The organism is Pseudomonas sp. FW305-3-2-15-C-LB1 (assembly GCF_058787615.1).
The window spans coordinates 349,297-369,995 of sequence record NZ_JBYSZX010000001.1 but is presented as its reverse complement, the minus strand read 5'-3'; the positions used below and the strand labels follow the sequence as shown (position 1 = coordinate 369,995).

General features: G+C 60.1%; 21 protein-coding genes. 13 read left to right on the top strand and 8 right to left on the bottom strand.

The genetic code is table 11. From position 1 onward, the window contains the following. Window positions 1-113 precede the first annotated feature (113 nt). Both AC3WP7_RS01775 and AC3WP7_RS01770 read left to right on the top strand, forming a co-directional pair. Window positions 114-425 (top strand): type II toxin-antitoxin system MqsR family toxin, encoded by a 312-nt coding sequence (locus AC3WP7_RS01775; RefSeq protein ID WP_093512397.1) that lies wholly within the window; start codon window positions 114-116, stop codon window positions 423-425. Beyond that, window positions 422-916, top strand: coding sequence for a type II toxin-antitoxin system MqsA family antitoxin (locus AC3WP7_RS01770; protein WP_093512399.1), 495 nt, complete (start codon window positions 422-424; stop codon window positions 914-916). The genes AC3WP7_RS01775 and AC3WP7_RS01770 overlap by 4 nt, the downstream gene beginning before the upstream one ends. Window positions 917-966: 50 nt before the next feature. On the opposite strand, the gene AC3WP7_RS01765 is transcribed toward AC3WP7_RS01770, so the two are convergent. From AC3WP7_RS01765 to AC3WP7_RS01750, 4 genes are all read right to left on the bottom strand, one after another. Then, a complete protein-coding gene (locus tag AC3WP7_RS01765; RefSeq protein ID WP_003171943.1) occupies window positions 967-1,731 on the bottom strand; it encodes an amino acid ABC transporter ATP-binding protein in 765 nt (254 codons plus the stop codon). Between the two features lie 11 nt (window positions 1,732-1,742). Next, the gene (locus tag AC3WP7_RS01760) at window positions 1,743-2,840 is read right to left on the bottom strand and encodes an amino acid ABC transporter permease (protein WP_058422897.1); all 1,098 of its coding nucleotides are present in this window, start codon (window positions 2,838-2,840) and stop codon (window positions 1,743-1,745) included. A 10-nt stretch (window positions 2,841-2,850) separates the two neighbouring features. Next, complete coding sequence (locus AC3WP7_RS01755) at window positions 2,851-4,032, bottom strand: amino acid ABC transporter permease (protein WP_058422898.1); 1,182 nt, start codon at window positions 4,030-4,032, stop codon at window positions 2,851-2,853. A gap of 72 nt (window positions 4,033-4,104) precedes the next feature. Further along, entirely contained in the window at window positions 4,105-5,136 is a 1,032-nt protein-coding gene (locus AC3WP7_RS01750) for an amino acid ABC transporter substrate-binding protein (protein ID WP_071488588.1), read from the bottom strand. A gap of 346 nt (window positions 5,137-5,482) precedes the next feature. Here AC3WP7_RS01750 and AC3WP7_RS01745 point away from each other — a divergent pair, with 346 nt between their 5' ends. Further along, the gene (locus AC3WP7_RS01745; RefSeq protein ID WP_092240867.1) at window positions 5,483-6,139 is read left to right on the top strand and encodes an alpha/beta hydrolase; all 657 of its coding nucleotides are present in this window, start codon (window positions 5,483-5,485) and stop codon (window positions 6,137-6,139) included. Window positions 6,140-6,235: 96 nt separating this feature from the next. Further along, the gene (gene rhlB, locus AC3WP7_RS01740) at window positions 6,236-7,705 is read left to right on the top strand and encodes an ATP-dependent RNA helicase RhlB (protein ID WP_165447910.1); all 1,470 of its coding nucleotides are present in this window, start codon (window positions 6,236-6,238) and stop codon (window positions 7,703-7,705) included. 127 nt (window positions 7,706-7,832) lie between these two features. On the opposite strand, the gene moaE is transcribed toward rhlB, so the two are convergent. From moaE to moaC, 3 genes are read right to left on the bottom strand one after another with little or no spacing between them, the layout of a single operon-like run. Continuing rightward, window positions 7,833-8,285 carry a molybdopterin synthase catalytic subunit MoaE gene (moaE, locus tag AC3WP7_RS01735; RefSeq protein ID WP_092240865.1) on the bottom strand — a complete coding sequence of 151 codons (453 nt, stop codon included), beginning with the start codon at window positions 8,283-8,285 and terminating at the stop codon, window positions 7,833-7,835. Between the two features lie 2 nt (window positions 8,286-8,287). Beyond that, complete coding sequence (moaD, locus tag AC3WP7_RS01730) at window positions 8,288-8,530, bottom strand: molybdopterin converting factor subunit 1 (protein WP_071488584.1); 243 nt, start codon at window positions 8,528-8,530, stop codon at window positions 8,288-8,290. Then, the gene (gene moaC, locus AC3WP7_RS01725; protein WP_071488583.1) at window positions 8,527-9,000 is read right to left on the bottom strand and encodes a cyclic pyranopterin monophosphate synthase MoaC; all 474 of its coding nucleotides are present in this window, start codon (window positions 8,998-9,000) and stop codon (window positions 8,527-8,529) included. The genes moaD and moaC overlap by 4 nt, the downstream gene beginning before the upstream one ends. 189 nt (window positions 9,001-9,189) lie before the next feature. On the opposite strand from moaC, the gene AC3WP7_RS01720 reads away from it, so the two are divergent. The 6 genes from AC3WP7_RS01720 (at window position 9,190) to ribD (ending at window position 15,066) form a co-directional block, all read left to right on the top strand. Beyond that, entirely contained in the window at window positions 9,190-9,636 is a 447-nt protein-coding gene (locus AC3WP7_RS01720; RefSeq protein WP_071488582.1) for a DMT family transporter, read from the top strand. A 92-nt stretch (window positions 9,637-9,728) separates the two neighbouring features. Beyond that, entirely contained in the window at window positions 9,729-10,475 is a 747-nt protein-coding gene (locus tag AC3WP7_RS01715) for a class I SAM-dependent methyltransferase (RefSeq protein ID WP_102591593.1), read from the top strand. A 63-nt stretch (window positions 10,476-10,538) separates the two neighbouring features. Then, on the top strand, window positions 10,539-11,546 hold the full coding sequence (locus tag AC3WP7_RS01710) for a formylglycine-generating enzyme family protein (RefSeq protein ID WP_102591594.1): 1,008 nt from the start codon (window positions 10,539-10,541) through the stop codon (window positions 11,544-11,546). A gap of 58 nt (window positions 11,547-11,604) precedes the next feature. Next, window positions 11,605-12,219 carry a GTP cyclohydrolase II gene (locus tag AC3WP7_RS01705; protein ID WP_071488579.1) on the top strand — a complete coding sequence of 205 codons (615 nt, stop codon included), beginning with the start codon at window positions 11,605-11,607 and terminating at the stop codon, window positions 12,217-12,219. 40 nt (window positions 12,220-12,259) lie between these two features. After that, entirely contained in the window at window positions 12,260-13,963 is a 1,704-nt protein-coding gene (locus AC3WP7_RS01700) for a WD40 repeat domain-containing protein (RefSeq protein WP_093512402.1), read from the top strand. Beyond that, window positions 13,960-15,066: a bifunctional diaminohydroxyphosphoribosylaminopyrimidine deaminase/5-amino-6-(5-phosphoribosylamino)uracil reductase RibD gene (gene ribD / locus AC3WP7_RS01695; RefSeq protein ID WP_092240859.1), complete on the top strand. Its 1,107-nt coding sequence runs from the start codon at window positions 13,960-13,962 to the stop codon at window positions 15,064-15,066. The genes AC3WP7_RS01700 and ribD overlap by 4 nt, the downstream gene beginning before the upstream one ends. Here the strand turns inward: ribD and AC3WP7_RS01690 are convergent. Beyond that, window positions 15,045-15,971 (bottom strand): LysR family transcriptional regulator, encoded by a 927-nt coding sequence (locus AC3WP7_RS01690; protein ID WP_071488576.1) that lies wholly within the window; start codon window positions 15,969-15,971, stop codon window positions 15,045-15,047. The genes ribD and AC3WP7_RS01690 overlap by 22 nt on opposite strands. Window positions 15,972-16,018: 47 nt before the next feature. Here AC3WP7_RS01690 and AC3WP7_RS01685 point away from each other — a divergent pair, with 47 nt between their 5' ends. From AC3WP7_RS01685 to AC3WP7_RS01675, 3 genes are read left to right on the top strand one after another with little or no spacing between them, the layout of a single operon-like run. Beyond that, window positions 16,019-16,432 (top strand): VOC family protein, encoded by a 414-nt coding sequence (locus AC3WP7_RS01685; protein WP_058422912.1) that lies wholly within the window; start codon window positions 16,019-16,021, stop codon window positions 16,430-16,432. A gap of 23 nt (window positions 16,433-16,455) precedes the next feature. After that, a complete protein-coding gene (locus AC3WP7_RS01680) occupies window positions 16,456-17,607 on the top strand; it encodes an efflux RND transporter periplasmic adaptor subunit (RefSeq protein ID WP_093512404.1) in 1,152 nt (383 codons plus the stop codon). Next, complete coding sequence (locus AC3WP7_RS01675; protein WP_102591595.1) at window positions 17,604-20,666, top strand: MexW/MexI family multidrug efflux RND transporter permease subunit; 3,063 nt, start codon at window positions 17,604-17,606, stop codon at window positions 20,664-20,666. The genes AC3WP7_RS01680 and AC3WP7_RS01675 overlap by 4 nt, the downstream gene beginning before the upstream one ends. Window positions 20,667-20,699 lie beyond the last annotated feature (33 nt).

The following is a 20,699-nucleotide window of genomic DNA, read 5'->3' as shown; positions in this document are numbered from 1 at the left end:
CTATTCGGACTTGCCTACAAAGGCAACGCACTACGGTTCTTAGGCAGGTAAAGGAGCAGTATTTTCGATTGGTAAAATTACCCTTTGAGGGTAATTATGGACTTAGGTGTCTTATGGAAAAGTACACACCTCATTACGATTTGGCGGTGATAAAGGCGGATGTGAGGCGGTTGGGAAGGAAAGCATTCACCCGGACAGCAGAGGAATGTGGCGAGCGTCTTGGATTTGGCATCGAGGAAATGCAGGACGTTATTTATGAGTTGCGAAACTGGATGTTGTACAAGTCGATGACCACTTATGGAGACCATCGAGTATGGCAGGACGTGTACCACACCCACTCGAAAGGTAGGGAGATTTACATCAAGGTCACTTACCGCACAGACGGTAGACCTCCGGTGATCTCCTTCAAGGAGAAAAACCCATGAAAAAGAAAGAGCTGTGCTACATCTGCGGGGCCCCCGATGCATTGAGTTATTACCAGGGCCGCAGCGAAACAATCAGAGTCAAAAATATGGAGCGTCGGATCGACAATCTTTCAGGCTGGGAGTGTGAGGTGTGTGGTGACGGATTCTGGGACCCAGAAAACGACAGTGCAGACCGCTACGGCAAAGCCAAGGAAGAATTGATCCTTGCCTTCCGACAAATCATCGGCGCCGAGATAAAACGCATCCGACGCAAGCTGCATCTTACGCAAAAAGAGGCCGTCGAACTGCTGTCGGGAGGCGGCCACAACGCGTTCTCACGCTACGAACGCGGCGAACTGCTTGCCCCCAAACCCCTGGTATTACTGATGCGCTTGCTGGATCGTCACCCGCATTTGCTGGCTGACGCAAAAACCCTGGCCGAGGGTGCAGACATGCGCGGCGCGTTCACCTACATCAAACACGATAACGCTGAAACGCTCAAAGTGTCCTAGCCCCAAAAATAAACCCGGCGCCAGGCCGGGTTTATCGTTTCAAGCATCGATCAATGCAAGATCTGGCTCAGGAACAACTTGGTCCGATCATTCTGCGGGTTGTCGAAGAAGTCATTCGGCGCCGCCTGTTCCACGATCTCCCCCTTGTCCATGAAGATCACGCGGTTGGCCACGGTGCGCGCAAAGCCCATTTCGTGGGTCACGCACAGCATGGTCATGCCGTCTTCGGCGAGGCCGATCATGGTGTCCAGGACCTCTTTCACCATTTCCGGGTCGAGTGCCGAAGTCGGCTCGTCGAACAGCATGATCTTGGGCTTCATGCACAACGCACGGGCGATCGCCACGCGCTGCTGTTGGCCGCCGGACAGTTGTCCCGGAAACTTGTGCGCCTGCTCCGGGATGCGCACGCGCTCCAGGTAGTGCATGGCGATTTCCTCGGCCTTGCGCTTGGGCATCTTGCGCACCCACATTGGCGCCAGCGTGCAGTTCTGCAGGATGGTCAGGTGCGGGAACAGGTTGAAGTGCTGGAACACCATGCCGACTTCGCGGCGGATCGCTTCGATCTGCTTGAGGTCGTTGGTCAACTCCACGCCATCGACCACGATGCGACCCTGCTGGTGCTCTTCCAGGCGGTTGAGGCAGCGGATGGTGGTGGACTTGCCCGAACCCGACGGGCCGCACAGCACGATACGCTCGCCCTGCTTGACGTTGAGGTTGATGTCTTTCAACACGTGGAACTGGCCGTACCACTTGTTGACGCCCTGCATCTGGATAATGCCTTCAGGGCTCACAGGCTGTTTGATCGCTTCGCTCATAACAACAACTCCTAACGCTTGTGGCCTGTGTCGAGCTTGTGTTCCAAATGAATGGAATAGCGCGACATACCAAAACAGAAAATCCAGAACACCAGGGCCGCGAACACGTAGCCTTCGGTGGCCATGCCCAGCCATTTAGGATCGGCGGCGGCTTGCTTGACGCTGTTGAGCAGGTCGAACAGGCCGATGATGATTACAAGGCTCGTGTCCTTGAACAGCGCGATGAACGTGTTGACTATGCCGGGAATCACCAGCTTCAGGGCTTGCGGCAGAATCACCAGGCCCATGCTGCGCCAGTAACCCAGGCCCATCGCTGCAGCCGCTTCGTACTGACCTTTGGGAATCGCCTGCAAGCCACCGCGCACCACCTCGGCCACGTAGGCCGACTGGAACAGGATCACGCCGATCAACGCCCGCAGCAGCTTGTCGATGCCCATGCCTTCGGGCAGGAACAACGGCAGCATCACCGAGGACATGAACAGCACGGTGATCAACGGCACGCCGCGCCAGAATTCGATGAAGGTCACGCAGACCACCCGAATCGCCGGCATGTTCGAGCGTCGCCCCAACGCCAGCATGATGCCCAGCGGCAAGGCGCCGGCGATGCCGACGGTGGCAATCACCAGGGTCAGCATCAGCCCGCCCCATTGGCTGGTCGCCACGTTGGTCAGGCCGAAGATGCCGCCATGCAACAGGAAGTAGGCGATGATCGGGTACAGCACCAAAAAGCTCAGGCCGTAGATCGCCTTGCGTTGGAAACGCGAGATGAACAGTGGCGCCACGCCAACGATGGCCAGCCACACGGTCAGGTCCACGCGCCAGCGCAGGTCGCCGGGGTAGTAGCCGTACATGAACTGCCCGAAGCGCTGTTGGATAAACACCCAGCAGGCGCCCTCCTTGGTGCAATCGGCCCGCGTGGTGCCGACCCAGTTGGCATCCAGGATCGCCCAATGCAGGATCGGCGGTACCACCAGGTAGATCAGGTAAAACGCCAACAGGGTCAGCAGGGTGTTGAGCCAGCTGGAAAACAGGTTGGCGCGCATCCATGCCATCGGGCCGAACACTTTGTTCGGCGGCGGCATATCCGGTTTGAATGTATGCGTAGTCATGCTGGTTTCCTCACCGCTCGATCAGCGCAATGCGCTTGTTGTACCAGTTCATCAGCAGGGAAATGCTGATGCTGATCGCCAGGTACACGCTCATGGTGATGGCAATGACTTCGATGGCCTGGCCGGTCTGGTTGAGCACCGTGCCGGCAAACAGCGAGACCATTTCCGGGTAACCGATACCGGCGGCCAGGGACGAGTTCTTCGCCAGGTTCAGGTATTGGCTGGTCAGCGGCGGAATGATCACCCGCAGCGCCTGCGGGATGATGACCTTGCGCAGCGTCGGCCCAGGGCGCAGGCCAAGGGAGCGCGCGGCTTCGGTCTGGCCATGGCTGACGGACTTGATGCCCGAACGCACGATCTCGGCGATGAACGCTGCCGTGTAGACGGTCAGCGCCAGGGTCAGTGCCAGCAGTTCAGGGATGAGTACCCAGCCACCGACAAAGTTGAAGCCTTGCAACTTGGGCATTTCCCAATGCAGCGGCGCGCCGAAGATCAAGGCGCACAACGCCGGGATCACGATGAACAGCGCCAGGCCCGCCCAGAACTTGTGGAACGGTACGCCGGTGGCTTCGAAACGTTTGTTGGCCCAACGCGCCATCAGCACGATTGCCACGATGGCGACAACGATGCTGACCACAAACGGCCAGAATCCGTCAGCGGCAATCGCTGCCGGCATGTTCAGGCCACGGCTGCTGACAAAGAAGGTGTCACCGAAGTTATGACTGTTACGCGGCCCCGGCATGGTCAGGAACACCGCGAAGTACCAGAACAGGATTTGCAGCAGCGGCGGAATGTTGCGGAACACTTCCACATACACGGTCGCCAGCTTGTTGATCATCCAGTTCGGTGACAGCCGCGCCACGCCGATGATGAACCCCAGCAAGGTCGCCAGGATCACGCCGATAAAGGTCACCAGCAAGGTGTTGAGCAAGCCGATCACGAAGACCCGGGCATAGCTGTCCGATTCGGTGTAGTCGATCAAATGCTGCGCGATGCCGAAGCCGGCACTGCGTTCAAGAAAGTCGAAACCCGAGGTAATGCCCCGGTGCTGAAGGTTGGTCTGGGTGTTGTTGAAGAGGTACCAGCCCAGCGAGACCACCGCCACTATCGTGATGATCTGGAAGAGCCACGCACGCACTTTAGGGTCGCTGAAGCTGAGCTTCTGCTTGGGTGCGCCGATTTGATTTTGCATGAAGTGCCCCGGAAATAATGGAACAGAACATCACCCGGCGGTTGGCCCACCGGGTGACAGAACCATCAGCGATCAGCGCACAGGTGGTGCGTATTGAATGCCGCCAGCGTTCCACAGCGCGTTCAGGCCACGGTCGATTTCCAGCGGGGTGCTCTTGCCCAGGTTGCGCTCGAACACTTCACCGTAGTTACCGACTTGCTTGACGATCTGTACAACCCAGTCTTTCTTCACTTTCAGGTCTTTGCCGTATTCGCCGTCAGCACCGAGCAGACGCGCAACGTCCGGGTTCTTGGTGGACTTGGCTTCAGCTTCGACGTTTTTGGAGGTGATGCCGGCTTCTTCAGCGTTGAGCATGGCGTAGCCAACCCAGCGCACGATGGCCAGCCACTCGTCGTCGCCATTACGCACGACCGGGCCCAGTGGTTCCTTGGAAATGGTTTCCGGCAGAACGACGTAGTCCTTCGGCGAGGCCAGCTTGCTGCGCTGGGCGAACAGCTGGGACTTGTCGGAGGTCAGTACGTCGCAACGCCCGGATTCCAGCGACTTGGCGCTTTCATCGGAAGTGTCGAAGGTGATCGGTGTGTATTTCAGGCCGTTGCCACGGAAGTAGTCGGAAACGTTCAGCTCGGTGGTGGTACCGGCCTGGATGCAGATAGTTGCACCGTCCAGTTCCTTGGCACTTTTCACGCCCAGCTTGTTGTTTACCAGGAAGCCGATGCCGTCGTAGTAAGTGATGAAGCCTGGGAATTTCAGGCCCATGCCGGCGTCGCGGGAGCTGGTCATGGTGGTGTTACGGGACAGAATGTCGACTTCGCCGGATTGAAGCGCGGTGAAACGCTCCTTGGCATTCAACTGGCTGAATTTGACCTTGGTCGCGTCGCCGAAAACGGCAGCGGCCACAGCGCGGCAAAAGTCGGCGTCAATCCCGAGGATCTTGCCGCTGGCATCCGGTACCGAGAAACCCGGCAGGCCGTCACTCACGCCACACTGCACAAAGCCTTTTTTCTGCACGGCGTCCAGCGTAGCGCCCGCCTGGGCGAAACCACTGACACCCAGTACAGCCGCCGCAGTCACGATGGCCAGGGTGGATTTCAATACCTTCATTCAAACCTCCAGTTTGCTCTTGTTGTGTCGGAGCTCGAACCTCAGCGCACCCTTATGAGGCGATATCGACCCGTGTTGGCTTTTTTTAGGGTCAAGCGGCATGAAGTTGTCGCAGTAATTCCAGTTGCTATCCCACAAGCGGCAGTCACTGATAGTGTTACCGTCCCGGGATAGCGCTGACATCGTTCAACACATAGCAAGCGCCGTACCAGAGTGCCGGCTGAGTCGTTCCAGCCCCCGGTCAAGAGAAAAAGATTCAACCGTGCGACATCTTCTTAACAGATCAACCCATCGCGCACCGTTCCGTCGCACTTAATCGGAGCGCGCGCACATTAATGGAGCAGACATGACCGAACCCTTGATTCTTCAGCCCGCCAAGCCCGCAGACGCCTGCGTTATCTGGTTGCATGGCCTGGGTGCCGATCGCTATGACTTCCTGCCAGTGGCCGAGGCGCTGCAGGAAAGCCTGCTGACCACGCGTTTCGTTTTGCCCCAGGCACCGACCCGGCCGGTGACGATCAATGGTGGCTACGAGATGCCAAGCTGGTACGACATCAAAGCCATGAGCCCGGCCCGTTCCATCAGCCTGGAAGAGCTGGAAGTCTCGGCAAAAATGGTCACGGATTTGATCGAGGCACAGAAGAGAACCGGAATAGACGCTTCGCGGATTTTCCTCGCCGGGTTTTCCCAGGGTGGCGCCGTGGTCTTTCACACCGCATTCCTGAATTGGGAAGGCCCCTTGGGTGGCGTGATTGCCCTCTCCACCTATGCCCCCACGTTCAGCGACGAGCTGGAATTGTCCGCCAGCCAGCAGCGCATTCCCGCCCTGTGCCTGCACGGCCAGTACGACGACGTGGTGCAGAACGCCATGGGCCGCAGCGCCTACGAGCATTTGAAGAGCCGTGGTGTCACCGTGACATGGCAGGAATACCCAATGGGCCACGAAGTGTTACCCGAGGAGATACGCGATATCGGTGCCTGGTTGACCGCTCGCCTGGGCTGAACACCTGCGTTTATGTAGCCGTATGACAGACGCACTACGCCGCGCCCGATTCTTGCATTACACTGGCCGGCGTACATTCCTTAACCAATTAATGAGATCACCGTGCTCAAAGCACTCAAGAAGATGTTCGGCAAAAGCGAGGCTGAGCCGCTCGCGCCTGATTCCAGTGCTCCTGCCCCGACAGCCGGCAGCCGCAATGACGGCAGACAGCCCGACCGGACCGCACCCGCCGCCCAGCCGAAGAAGCCGACGGTGACCCCACCCGAACAGGCCAGACCGGTCGAACCCGTTGCCGCACCGGTGGCACCAAAACCGCGCCGTGAACGTGCGCCAAAACCGCCGGTAATTCCGTGGAAACTCGAAGACTTTGTCGTCGAACCCCAGGAAGGCAAGACCCGCTTCCATGATTTCAAGCTGGCCCCGGAACTGATGCACGCCATCCAGGACCTTGGTTTTCCGTACTGCACGCCGATCCAGGCGCAGGTGCTGGGCTTTACCCTGGCCGGCAAAGACGCCATCGGCCGCGCCCAGACCGGCACCGGCAAGACCGCCGCGTTCCTGATCTCGATCATCACCCAGTTGCTGCAGACGCCACCGCCCAAAGAGCGCTACATGGGTGAACCGCGCGCGCTGATCATCGCCCCGACCCGGGAGCTGGTGGTACAGATCGCCAAGGACGCCGCCGACCTGACCAAGTACACCGGCCTCAACGTCATGACGTTCGTGGGCGGCATGGACTTCGACAAGCAGCTCAAGCACCTCGAAGCCCGTCACTGCGACATCCTGGTGGCTACCCCTGGCCGTCTACTGGACTTCAACCAGCGCGGCGACGTGCACCTGGACATGGTCGAAGTGATGGTGCTGGACGAAGCCGACCGCATGCTCGACATGGGTTTCATCCCACAAGTGCGCCAGATCATTCGCCAGACCCCGCCGAAATCCGAGCGTCAGACCCTGCTGTTCTCCGCGACCTTCACCGAAGACGTGATGAACCTCGCCAAGCAATGGACCACCGACCCGTCCATCGTCGAGATCGAAGCGGAAAACGTCGCCAGCGAAAACGTCGAGCAACACATCTACGCGGTAGCCGGCGCCGATAAGTACAAGCTGCTCTACAACCTGGTCAACGACAACGGCTGGGAACGCGTGATGGTGTTCGCCAACCGCAAGGACGAGGTGCGCCGGATCGAAGAACGCCTGGTGCGTGACGGTGTGAACGCCGCGCAACTGTCGGGCGACGTGCCGCAACACAAGCGCATCAAGACCCTGGAAGGCTTCCGCGAAGGCAAGATCCGTGTGCTGGTGGCCACCGACGTGGCCGGGCGTGGGATTCACATCGACGGCATCAGCCATGTGATCAACTTCACCCTGCCGGAAGTGCCGGATGACTACGTGCACCGCATTGGCCGTACCGGCCGTGCCGGAGCGGCGGGTGTGTCGATCAGCTTTGCCGGGGAAGATGACTCGTATCAGCTGCCGTCGATCGAGGCGTTGCTGGGGCGCAAGATCAGCTGTGAGACGCCGCCGACGCACCTGTTGCGCGCCGTTGAACGCAAGCGTCCGTAAGCTGGAATGCAGTGAAAACTGTGGGAGGGGGCTTGCCCCCGATAGCGATGGCACATCTAACATCTCTGTTGGCTGACCCACTGCAATCGGGGGCAAGCCCCCTCCCACATTTGGTGCTGTGTTTGGCCTAAGACTTCCAGCGATCCGCGGCGGCGTGGTCGCTGTGGCGCCCTTCCACCCAACGCGGCCCCTCGCTGGTATTTTCCTTCTTCCAGAACGGCGCCCGCGTCTTCAGGTAATCCATCACAAACGCGCAGGCATCAAACGCCGCCTGGCGATGGGCACTGGCCGCCCCGACAAACACAATCGGCTCGCCAGGTTCCAGCGCGCCAATGCGGTGCAGCACTTCCAGCTTGAGCAACGGCCAGCGCTGCTCGGCTTCCACAGCGATCTTGGCCAGGGCCTTTTCGGTCATGCCGGGGTAGTGTTCCAGGAACATTCCCGCGACATCCAGACCGTCATTGAAATCGCGTACATAGCCAACAAAACTCACTACCGCACCCACGCCGACATTGGCCGCATGCATCGCGTTGACTTCAGCACCGGGATCAAACGCCTGGACCTGCACACGAATGGCCATGCTCAGCCTCCGGTCACGGGTGGGAAGAATGCTACTTCGTCACCTGCCTGCACCGGCTCATCAAGGCCGCACATCTCTTCGTTGCGCGCACACATCAGGCTGGTTTCGTTGAGCACTGCAAACTCCGGGTCACTGGCCAGCGCCAGACGCACCGCATCGACAGTGGCGAAGTCGCCCTCCATCTCCAACGAATCAAAACCCACCGCTTCGGCGTAACGCGCAAAAAACAATACGTTGATGCTCATGCCTGGTCCGCCTTGAAATGCCCGCTTTTGCCGCCGAGTTTTTCCAGCAGGCGAATGCTTTCGATGGTCATGCCACGGTCCACCGCCTTGCACATGTCGTAGATCGTCAGCGCCGCGACGCTGGCAGCAGTAAGGGCTTCCATCTCCACGCCGGTCTGGCCGGAGAGTTTGCAGCGCGCCACGATACGCACCAAGTCTGCACCCTCGGCGCTCAGTTCGACCTTGACACCCGTCAACATCAACGGATGGCAGAGGGGAATCAGGTCACTGGTTTTTTTCGCGGCCTGGATCCCGGCAATGCGGGCCACGGCAAACACGTCGCCCTTGGGGTGGGCGCCGTCGACAATCATTTGCAGGGTCTCGGGCAGCATGCGCACACGCGCTTCGGCCACCGCCTCACGGAACGTCACGGACTTGTCGGTGACGTCGACCATATGGGCGCGACCTTGGGAATCGAGATGAGTCAGCACAGGGATACTCCTGATCAGGAGCAGCGATTGTAAACCCGTCGGTCAAGATTGCGCACACCTGATTCCCCTTCCCTGAATCACCAGTAGCCAATGCTCGATCAGTGCGACGAATACACCCCATCAGAACAAAGAATTGGCGCCAACAATCCAAGCACCGTAAAACTTGAAAAAAAACGGAATGCCCACTTCATGACCTTACTGTATTTCATCCTGCTCAGTTTATTCGCCGGTTTTGCAGTGCCCTTGCAGGCAGGCACCAACGCAAAACTGGGTAACCTGCTAGGCCATCCTTTATGGGCCACGGCAGTATCTCTATTGGTCAGCCTGGTTGTACTCATTGTTGTCATTATTGCAGTCAAGGCGCCTCGCCCCAATCTTGCCGCCGTGCAAGACGGCCCCTGGTGGATTTGGATGGGCGGTGTTGCCGGCGTTTTTTATATTACCGTAGCCTTATTGATGGCGCCTCGACTCGGCGCCCTCAACTTCATCATGGCGGTATTGATCGGACAACTTATCGTTTCAATTGCGATTGACTATTTTGGCTTATTGGGTTTCCCCAAACAGTCTCTCAACATTAATAAACTGGTCGGCGTACTTGTCGTCATAGGAGGATTCCTTATTACCACTCGCACTTGATTCACGCCTAACAGGGTCACCAAAAACAGAAGACTTCTTCATGTTCCCAGTCAGGGATTGACGACAGCTATTAACTTTAAAAAGGTGAGGCAATGACCACTCAAACTGCAACGGCAACTTACGACGCCATCGGCGAACGCTTCGAAGCTTTCACGGACAGCGCCTCGCAGCGCTCGGTGGAAACCGCAACCTTCTTCAGTATGGTTGGTAATCCCCAGGGCAAATCCGTACTGGACCTGGCCTGCGGTTTCGGTTTCTTCGGACGCGAGCTGTATCGCCAAGGTGCCAGCAAAGTGGTTGGCGTGGACATCTCCGCCTCCATGATTGAACTGGCCCGGGAAGAGTCGGCGCGCAACCAGGAGCCGATCGAGTACCACGTCAGCGATATCTGCGATCTGGGCATTCTCGGCAAGTTCGACCTGATCACCGCCGCCTGGCTGTTCAACTATGCCGATTCGCCAGAAAAACTGGACAAGATGTTCCAGGTCGTCGCCAAGAACCTCGCCCCAGGTGGACGGGTCGTGGCTTACACGGTAGAGCCAACCTTTCAATTGAAACGTGGCAACTTCACCAAATACGGCGTGCACGTACTCACCGAAGAACCCCATGAAGGCGGCTTTCGCCACCACGCCGAATTCGTCACCACACCGCCCAGCGCCTTCACCTTCCATCGCTGGAGCCGCGAACGCTATGAGCTGGCGATCATGAAAGCCGGCTTCTCCCGCCTGCAGTGGCAAAAACCGATTATTTCCGAGGCCGAGCGGGCCAAGCACCCCAAGGGCTACTGGGATGATTTCGAACGCAACTGCCTGCAAACCGGGCTGATCTGCACCCTCTGAAGGCCGGGCACGTACGCCTGGGTGTACGTGCCTTTTCTCCCACGCAGTAGGAAAACGAGCGTTATGACTCCCAAGGGTTTCAACCATTGGCCCGTGTTCGACGGCCCCCTGACCGCCGAAATGACAGACCGTTTCTTGATGGGCCTACCTGAGCATTTCCACGAAGCCGTCAACCTCAAGTTGCCGCTGGCAGCCTGGCGCCTGGTGTCGGAAGAGACCAGCGAACAGTTGGCCGACCGCGTCGAAAACCCTGTCTCGCCGCTGGCCTGGCGCTATGCCGCCGCCCAACTGCTGGCACTGACCCATGACCCCAGGCTCGATGTACTCAACCCCACGATGATTCAAATCAGCGCAGGCACCGTCGAGATCGGTCTGGCCGAATCGGCGGTCGACCAGGTGATGCATGACATGCGCGGCCTGGGCCTGGATCGGGACTGGATCGCCAAGGAAGTCCCTCGTCATCGCGTCCACCTGCGGCCATACGCCATCGGTAAATATCCGGTGACCAACCTCGAATACCGAGCCTTTCTCGAAGCCAACACGCAGGCACGGACTCCCGAAAGCTGGGCCTTCGGACAGTACCCTCACGCACGCGCCAACCATCCGGTCTACGGGATCACTGCCGATGACGCCGACGCCTACGCTGCCTGGCTCAGCGAGGCCAGTGGCCGCAGCTTCCGCCTGCCCACCGAGGCTGAATGGGAATACGCCGCCGCCGGCCCGGAAAACCTCGAATATCCCTGGGGGAATACCTTCCTGCCCGAGCGTGCCAACACCGCCGAACTGGGCCTGTTCGACACCACTCCGGTCGGCTTCCTGGTCGAGGGTGCTTCGCCATTTGGCTGTCTGGACATGGCCGGTAATGTCGAAGAATTCGTCGCTGACGACTACGCCCCCTACCCCGGCGGCACCGCCATCACCGACGACCTCGTCACTGTGGTTGGCACCCACCGCATCGCCCGTGGTGGCAGCTTCACGCGGTTTCGCGACCTGACCCGCAATTGCCGGCGTCACGGCAAGTATCCGCGACAGATTTACGTAATGGGCTTTCGCCTCGCACAAACCCTGTAATCCCTCTTCTGTACCAAAACAATAACGCGTTGATCATTCAAGCACGGAAGGAACCGCCATGAACCGCCTAAGCGTACGCAACCATGTTGATATCCCCCTGGACGACCATTCCAACCCTGGAACTTTCTACACGTTCAGTGGGTTGGACACGGCACACGAACATATCGTGATAAAGCTTGGCCCCGCCAATCCCATCAGCCCGTTGGTGCGTATTCATTCCGAATGCCTGACCGGCGATGTATTCAGTTCACAGCGCTGCGACTGCGGCCCGCAATTAAACGAGTCGATCCTGCGCATGCAGGAAGTGGGTGGCTATCTTATCTACCTGCGCCAAGAAGGCCGCGGCATCGGCTTATATGCAAAGTTGGACGCCTACCGCCTGCAGGATTCTGGCATGGACACGTTCGAAGCCAATACTCATCTGAACTTTCCGGAAGATGATCGCGACTTTTCCATGGCCGCAGGCATGTTGAAAGCGCTGAACATCAAACATTGCCAATTGATCACCAATAACCCGGACAAAGTTCAGGCCCTGGTGGATAACGGCATTGTAGTGGACAACGTTATTCCGACCGGTGTGTTTGTCACCCGACATAACACTCATTACTTGCAAGCGAAAGTCGATAAGAAAAATCACGTGATCAACCTGATGAAACAACCGAAGCGCGCCTGAACACTTTCTTTCGCCCACACTACATTAAGGATGATGACGCATGAGACACTTTGGCCCTATTAGCGGTATCGCAACATTCAACGATACTTACGTTGCAACCGCCGGTTATGACAACCAGGTTATTTTGTGGGATGCAAAAACCAAGACGCCGATCCAGCGCGTGCTCCACGACCACCTGGCCAACCAATGTGCGTTCAACGCCAGCGGCACCCTGCTGGTCAGTGCCAGCAGCGACTACACCGCCCGCGTCTGGGAAATCCCTTCGCTGCGCTTGAAAAGCGTGCTGGTGGGTCACGATGACGACATCGAAATGGCTGCCTTCTCACCGGATGGCCAGACCATCGCCACCTGCTCGCGGGACCACAGCATCCGCCTGTTCGACCTCAGCGGGCGAACCCTGCGGATCCTCAGCGGTCACGATGCCGACGTGATTTCGGTGTGCTGGGCCGCCGATGGCAAGACCCTGGTTTCCAGCAGCGATGACGGTTCGATCCGCCGTTGGGACGCTGCCAGCGGCGAACAACTGGACCTGATCGACCTGGGCGGCGTCGAAACCGACACCGTTGCCCTGTCCCGTGAGGGCATCATTTTCGCCGGTGACGACGAAGGCAAAATCTCCGTGATCAGCAGCAGCGGCACCTACCTGCAAGCTGCCCATGCCGCCGGCATCAAGCGCATCGTATGGAACGACGCGCAGCGCCTGCTGGTCAGCCTCAGCTACGACCGTTGCGTCATGCTGTGGGAGCTGACGCCCGACAACCAACTGGTAAAAACCGCCCAGACTTCACTGCCAAGCATCATCTGGCCACGCAGCTGTGCATTGCTGGGCAACCATCGCATCGCCTTCGTGACCTTCGGTTCCACCTACGCCACCTGGGATTTCATCACTCAGGAATGGGACGTGGGCGGCATCGAGCCGGCCATCAGCTTGAACGCCGTCACGGTGGTCGGCGACGACATCTACAGCATCGGTGATGCCGGCATCCTGCAGATCAATGGCCAGCCCAGCACCAAGGCCGGCAGTCTGTGCAACTTCCTGCTGCCCTTCGGCGACAGCGTGTTGACCGGCGGCCAGATGGGCACGGTGTTCGACGCCAAGACCGGCGACGTCATCTACCAGCACCGCTCACCGCTCAACTGCGGCACCACCTTCGAAAAAGATGGCCAGTTGCACGCCGCAATCGGCACGTACACTGGCGAAGCCTTGATCTTCAATCTGGAACACCAGCAGCCGCGCTTCCTGCGCGAAGTGCGCATGCACGAGAACGCCATCAAGGGCATCGCCGCCGATGAACAGTACCTGTTCAGCGTATGCGCGACAGCGGCCGCAGCGTTCTTCCGGATCGAAGACTTCGAGCTGGAAACCTACCTGGACAAGGCCCACGACCGTATTTCCAACGGCTGCACGCAGATCCAGGGCGGCTTTGCCAGTATCGGTCGCGACCTTAAGCTGCGCCTGTGGCAAGCCGGCAACAGCGAGGTGTATGACACACCTCATAGCCACTCGATCAAGTGCATTGCGATCTCCAAGGACCGCCAGATGATCGCCACCGGCAGCTACGGCGGCACCGTGGCCGTGTTCGACCTGGCCAAGCGCAAATGGGCAAAGGTGGAGAAGATCACCGCCAGCGGTATTTCATGCCTGACCCATGACGCCGAAGGCAGTGGCTTCCTGGCCAGCGCCTACGACGGGCGTATCTACCCGATCACCGCCCACGCTGTTGCAGGGCAACGCCGCCCATGACCCACTTCAGCGAAATCGACTTTCAACATATGCATCATGCATTGTCGTTGGCCGAGCGCGGCAGTCACTCCACCTGGCCCAATCCACGGGTCGGGTGCGTCATCGCCCACGGTGCACACATCGTGGGCGAGGGCTGGCATCGGCGTGCGGGCGGTCCGCACGCCGAGGTCTTCGCCCTGCGCCAGGCGGGTGCCCTGGCCAAGGGCGCCACGGCCTATGTGACGCTGGAACCCTGCAGCCATGTCGGGCGCACCGGTGCCTGTCACCAGGCGCTGATCGAGGCTGGCGTGGCGTGTGTGGTCGTTGCCCATGAAGACCCGTTCGAGCAGGTCGACGGTCGTGGGATCGCCGAACTGCGCGACGCCGGGATCGAGGTTCGCGTGGGCTTGCTCAATGCGGTCGCCCGCGAGTTGAACCGTGGCTTCCTGTCCTCGGTCAAGCGCCAGCGGCCGTGGGTGCAACTGAAGATGGGCATGAGCCTGGATGGCCGCACCGCGCTGAACAACGGGCGCTCGCAATGGATCACCGGCGCCAGGGCGCGCGCCGATGTGCAGTATTGGCGAGCGCGCAGTGCAGCGATCCTCACCGGCAGCGGCACGGTGCTGGCCGACAACCCCTCATTGACCGTACGCGAGATGGCATCCGCCGAAGCCATCGCGCCGCTGCGGGTGATCCTCGACAGCCAGGCGCGGGTGCCGGGTACCGCGAGGGTGTTCGACGACCAGGCGCCAAGCCTGCATGTGGTGCACGAGCAACATCTGCCGCCAGGCGCCAACGCCGAGCGCTTGCTCGGCCTGCCGGGCAACCAGAATGGCCTCGACCTGCATGCCTTGATGGTCCATCTGAGCCAGCGCGGCTTGCATGATGTGATGGTCGAGGCCGGGCCGACCCTGGCCGGCAACCTGCTGCGCGCCGGGCTGGTGGATGAGCTGTTGCTGTACGTCGCGCCGCGCCTGCTCGGCGACCTCGCACGGCCGCTGGTGCATTTGCCGGAGCTGGAAAACCTCACCCACTCCCTGGACTTCACCCTGTACGAAGTGACCCAGTTGGGCCAGGACTTGCGATTACGCCTGCGCCCCGATCAGTCGACCTGCACGGTATGAGCTACCACTTGCTTGACCTGTTCGCGCAACCACGCATGTGCCGGGTCGTCACAGAATCGCTGGTGCCAGATCTGCACAAAGGGAAAGCGCGGAATGCTGAACGGTGGCGGCAATTGCACCAGGTCCGGGTTGAGCAACGTGTCTTCCAGCGTGCGGGTGGCCACGGTAAGGATCAGGTCGGTGTTGTGCAACAGGCTCGGCGCCGTACGCCAGTGCGGCACGCTGACGGCGATGCGACGACGCAAACCTTCGGCACGCAACAGGCTATCGACTTCACCATTGGCACCTCCGTCCATGGACACCTGGATATGCGGGCGCTCCAGGTAGCTCTCCAGATCCAGCATGCCGTCCTTGGACAGGGTCCGCCGGTCGAGCAGGCAGGAAAACGTTTCCTCGAACAACACTTCCATCGACACATCGGGCGTCAGGCTGGGGAACACCCCCAGCGCCAGGTCGATCTTGCCCTGCGCCACTTGCTCGAACATCGCATGCCGGCTGCCCTGGGTCACCACCAGCGTGGTGTTCGGCGCCTCGCTGCGCAGTCGCACCAGCAACTTGGGCAGGATAATCGCCGCGCCGTAGTCCGACATCGCCAATTGAAAGGTGCGTTGGGAACTGGCCGCGTCGAAGTCGATGGATTTGCCGAACAGTGTTTCGATCTGGCTGAGGATGTCGCGCAACGGCACCTGGATATTCTGCGCCAGCGCGCTGAGCACCACTTCGTTACCCTCGCGGATCAGGATCGGATCGTCGAGCAGCACCCGCAACTTACTCAAGGAGTGACTGATGGCCGGCTGGCTCAAATGCAGTCGCGCACCGGTGCGGGTGACGTGTTTTTCAGTCAGCAGTGCATCGAGCACCACCAACAGATTCAAATCGATATTGCGCAGTAGGACCGTGACCATGCTGTGAATTCCATCTCAGGGAGCAACCTTCAACAAGGAGCAAAACCATGCCTCAACTCAAACGAATCATTGAGACCGCGCTGTACGTAGACGACCTCGACCGCGCCAAAGCGTTTTACGCCCGGCACCTGGAGCTTGAGACGATGGTCGAGAGCAACGTACTCGTCGCGTTAAATGTCGGTCAGCAGAATACTCTCTTGCTCTTCAAACGGGGCGCCTCTCTTCAAACCAAATACTTGAGCGGCGGCGAGATCCCTCCCCATGACGCCAACGGGCGCATTCATATCTGCTTTGCCATCGACGCCGACGATCTGCCGACCTGGGAGGCGCGCCTGGACAACGCGAACATTGCCATCGAGGGGCGCACCCACTGGCCCAAAGGTGGATCGAGCATCTATTTCCGCGATCCGGATGAGAACCTCGTCGAACTACTGACGCCGGGCTGCTGGCCCATTTACTGATTGCCGCTCAAGGAATGAAGCTTATGTCACACGTCAGTCGATCCGGACGTGCCGTCTCACGAACCAGCGTGGCGCTGTTGATCGCCGTGGTTGTCCTCATTGCGTTGGCGTGGGCATTGTGGCGCTGGAGCCATCAGGCTGCCGCTGCCTACGCGCCCGCGCCGATCAAAGTCGCGGTGGCGCCGGTCAGCGACGCCCCCTTCACCCGCTACCTGGAAGCCATCGGTGAGCTGGAAGCCGTGCAGCAGGTGAGCGTACCCGCCGAAGTCGGCGGACGTGTGGTGCAGTTGCCAGTGGAATCCGGCCAGCGCGTCGAGCGCGACCAAGTGCTGGTCAGGCTCAACGATGCTCCCCAACGCGGCAACCTGATGCGCCTGCAGGGTGAGTTGGAAAATGCCAAGGTCAAACTGGAACGCTCGCGCACCCTGGTCAAGGTGAACGCCACGTCCCGCGAAGCCTTCGACAATGCCCAGACCGAATACACCACCGCCCAAGGCGCCCTGCAGGAACTGAAGGCGCAGATCGACCAATTGACCATACGCGCACCGTTCGCCGGCACCCTCGGGATCCGCAAGGTTCACCTGGGCCAATTTGTGAACCCCGGCGACAGCCTGATCAACCTGGTCGGCGACAAGGGCCTGTACGTGAACTTCAGCGTGCCGGAGCAAGCCCTGGCCCAACTGAAGGTCGGCAATACCCTGGATGTGCAACTCGATGCCCTGCCGGGGCAACGCTTCAGCGCACGTATCAGCAGTATCGACCCGTTCCTCGACCGCTCGCGCACCCTGAGCGTCCAGGCGCTACTGCAGGCCCCCACCGACGGCGCCCTGCCGCGCATGTTCGCCAAAGTGCGCCTGCCGCAGTCACTGCCCGGCAACACCTTGAGCGTGCCGGAAACCGCCATCACCTATAACGCCTACGGCGAAGATGTCTTCGTGGTGCAGCCATCGACCGATGCCAATACCCCACCCGTCGTCCGCCGCGTATTGGTCAAGACCAGCGAGCGGCGCAATGGCCGCGTAGTGATCGATGCGGGTCTGAATCCGGGTGACCGCGTGGTGATTTCCGGGCAGATCAAACTCAGTGACGGTGCCGCTATCGAGCCCCTCGAACGTACGGTGTTGAACGATGCCAACCCGTCCTCGGGGATGACCATGGCCGGAGAAAACCCGTGAAATTCACCGACCTGTTCGTACGTCGCCCAGTGCTGGCCCTGGTGGTCAGCCTGCTGATCGTACTGGCCGGGCTCAAGGCCTACCTCGACCTGCCTGTGCGCCAATACCCGCTGTTGGAAAGCTCGGTGATCAGCGTGACCACCGATTACCCCGGCGCGCCCGCCGAGCTGATGCAAGGCTTTGTGACCCAACCGATCAACCAGTCGCTGGCCTCGGTGGAAGGCGTGGACTATGTCAGTTCCTCATCGGTGCAGGGCCGCAGCCAGATCACCCTGCGCATGGCACTCAACCAGGACTCGGCCAAGGCGTTGAGCGATGTGATTGCCAAGGTCAACCAGGTCAAATACCGCCTGCCTGAACAGGCCTATGACCCGGTGATCGAACGTTCCGCCGGCGATGCGACAGCGGTGGCATACGTGGGATTTTCCAGTGATTCGCTGTCGGCCTCGGCCTTGAGCGATTACCTGAGCCGCGTGGTACAGCCGTTGTTTTCCACGATCGACGGCGTGGCCAAGGTCGAGACCTTCGGCGGCCAGCGCCTGGCCATGCGCCTGTGGCTCGACCCGCAACGCATGGCAGGCCACGGCATCAGTGCCGCCCAGGTAGAACAGGCGATCCGCGACAACAACTTCCAGGCAGCACCGGGGCAGATCAAAGGCCACTATGTGATCTCCTCGATCCAGGTCAACACCGACCTGAGCAGCCTCGATGAGTTTCGCAACATGGTCATCCGCAACAACGGCGACCACCTGCTGCGCCTGCGCGATATCGCGACCGTCGAGCTGGGTTCGGCTGCCTACGAAACCAGTGCGTTGATGGACGCCAGGCCCGCAGTGCACCTGGGCCTCTATGCGACACCCAAGGGCAACCCACTGTTGATCGTCGCTGACATCAAGCGCCTGTTGCCGAACATCGAGAAAACCCTGCCGCCAGGGGTCAAGGTGGCCCTGGCGTTCGAGACCGCGCACTTTATCGAAGCCTCGATTATCGAAGTCATCGAAACGCTGATCGAGGCCATCCTGATCGTGGTGGTGATCATCTACCTGTGCCTGGGCTCGGTGCGCAGCGTGATCATCCCCATCGTCAGTATTCCATTGTCGATGCTCGGCGCCCTGGGCTTGATGACGTTGTTCGGCTTCAGCATCAACCTGCTGACGCTGCTCGCAATGGTGTTGGCGATCGGCCTGGTGGTGGATGACGCGATTGTGGTGATGGAGAACATCCACCGGCATGTCAAGGAAGGCCGCAGCGCGCTGCAGGCAGCCTTGTTCGGCGCGCGCGAGATCGCTTCGCCGGTGATCGCCATGACCATCACCCTGGCGGCGGTGTACATGCCCATCGGCCTGATGAACGGCCTGACAGGCGCGCTGTTCAAGGAGTTCGCCCTGACCCTGGCCGGCGCCGTGCTGGTCTCCGGGGTGATCGCCCTGACCCTGACCCCGGTCATGTGCGCCAAGCTGCTACCGGGCCAGGAGCATGAAGGCACCATGAGCCGCCTGGCCGAGCGCTTCTTCCACCGCCTGGCACGCCTGTATCAGCGTGCGTTGCTGGGCTCGCTGCGCAAGCGCGGGCTGATCCTGTTGTTCGGCGCCGTGGTGCTGCTCAGCCTGCCCTGGCTGTATGGCCATGCCAGCAAGGAATTGGCGCCCAACGAAGACCAGGGCAACCTGCTGCTGGCGATCAAGTCACCGCAGCACGCCAACCTGGATTATGTAGAGCGCTACGCCTATCAGTTGAGCGGGATTCTCGGCCACTTGCCGGAGACCGTAAGTACCTGGATCATCAACGGCAATGACGGCGTCGCCGCGAGTTTTGCCGGGGTGAACTTCACCGAATGGTCGCAGCGTCAGCGCAGCGCAGCGACAATCCAGGCCGAGCTGCAACAAAGCGTCGATGCCGTGGAAGGCAACTCGATCTTCGTGTTCCAGTTGCCGCCACTGCCCGCCTCCACCGGTGGCTTGCCGGTGCAAATGGTGATGCGCAGCACAGAAGACTACCGCTCGCTGTACCAGGCCATGGAGGCGCTGAAAACCCAGGCGCGGGCCAGCGGGCTGTTTGCGGTGGTCGACAGTGACCTGGCGTTCAATAACCCGGTGACCCAAGTGCGCATCGACCGCAGCAAGGCCAATAGCCTGGGGATTCGCATGCAAGACATCGGCAGCACCCTGGCGGTGTTGATCGGTGAGAACTACACCAACCGGTTCGCCCTGCAAGGCCGCTCCTACGATGTGATCCCCCAGAGCCAGGCCTCGCGGCGCCTCACGCCCCAGGACCTGAATGGCTTCTACGTCGACACCGACACCGGCCAGCAGGTGCCGCTGTCCACCGTGGTGAGCCTGCACAACGTGATCGAGCCGAACAAGCTCAAGCAGTTCAACCAGCAGAACAGCGCGACCTTCCAGGGTATTCCCGCGCCCGGCGTCAGCCTTGGCCAGTCAGTGGCCTTTTTGCAGGAACACAGCCGCCAGTTGCCCGCCAGTTTCAGCCATGACTGGCAGGCCGATTCGCGGCAGTTCATCCACGAGGGCAATGCGCTGATGCTGACCTTCCTGTTCGCGCTGATCGTGATCTACATGGTGCTGGCCGCGCAGTATGAAAGCCTGACCGACCCGCTGATCATCCTGATCACGGTGCCGCTGTCGATCTGCGGCGCGTTGATTCCCCTGGCGCTGGGGCTGGCGACCATCAATATCTACACGCAGATCGGCCTCGTCACCCTGATCGGTCTGATCAGCAAGCACGGGATCCTGATGGTCGAGTTCGCCAACGAGCTGCAGGTGCTGTACCGCTGCACCCCGGCCCAGGCGATCATGCGCGCGGCACGCATTCGGCTGCGGCCGATCCTGATGACCACGGCGGCCATGGTGGTGGGCCTGGTGCCGATGCTGTTCTCGTCAGGTGCCGGCGCCGGCAGCCGCTTCGGGTTGGGGCTGGTGATCGTGATCGGCATGCTGGTGGGCACGCTGTTTACCTTGTTTGTACTGCCGTCGGTGTACACCCTGCTTTCCAGGGCACATAAACCGGCAATCGATTGGGCACAGGTCGAGCAGTCGGCCTGAACACAAAAAACGGGCGTCCCATGGGACGCCCGT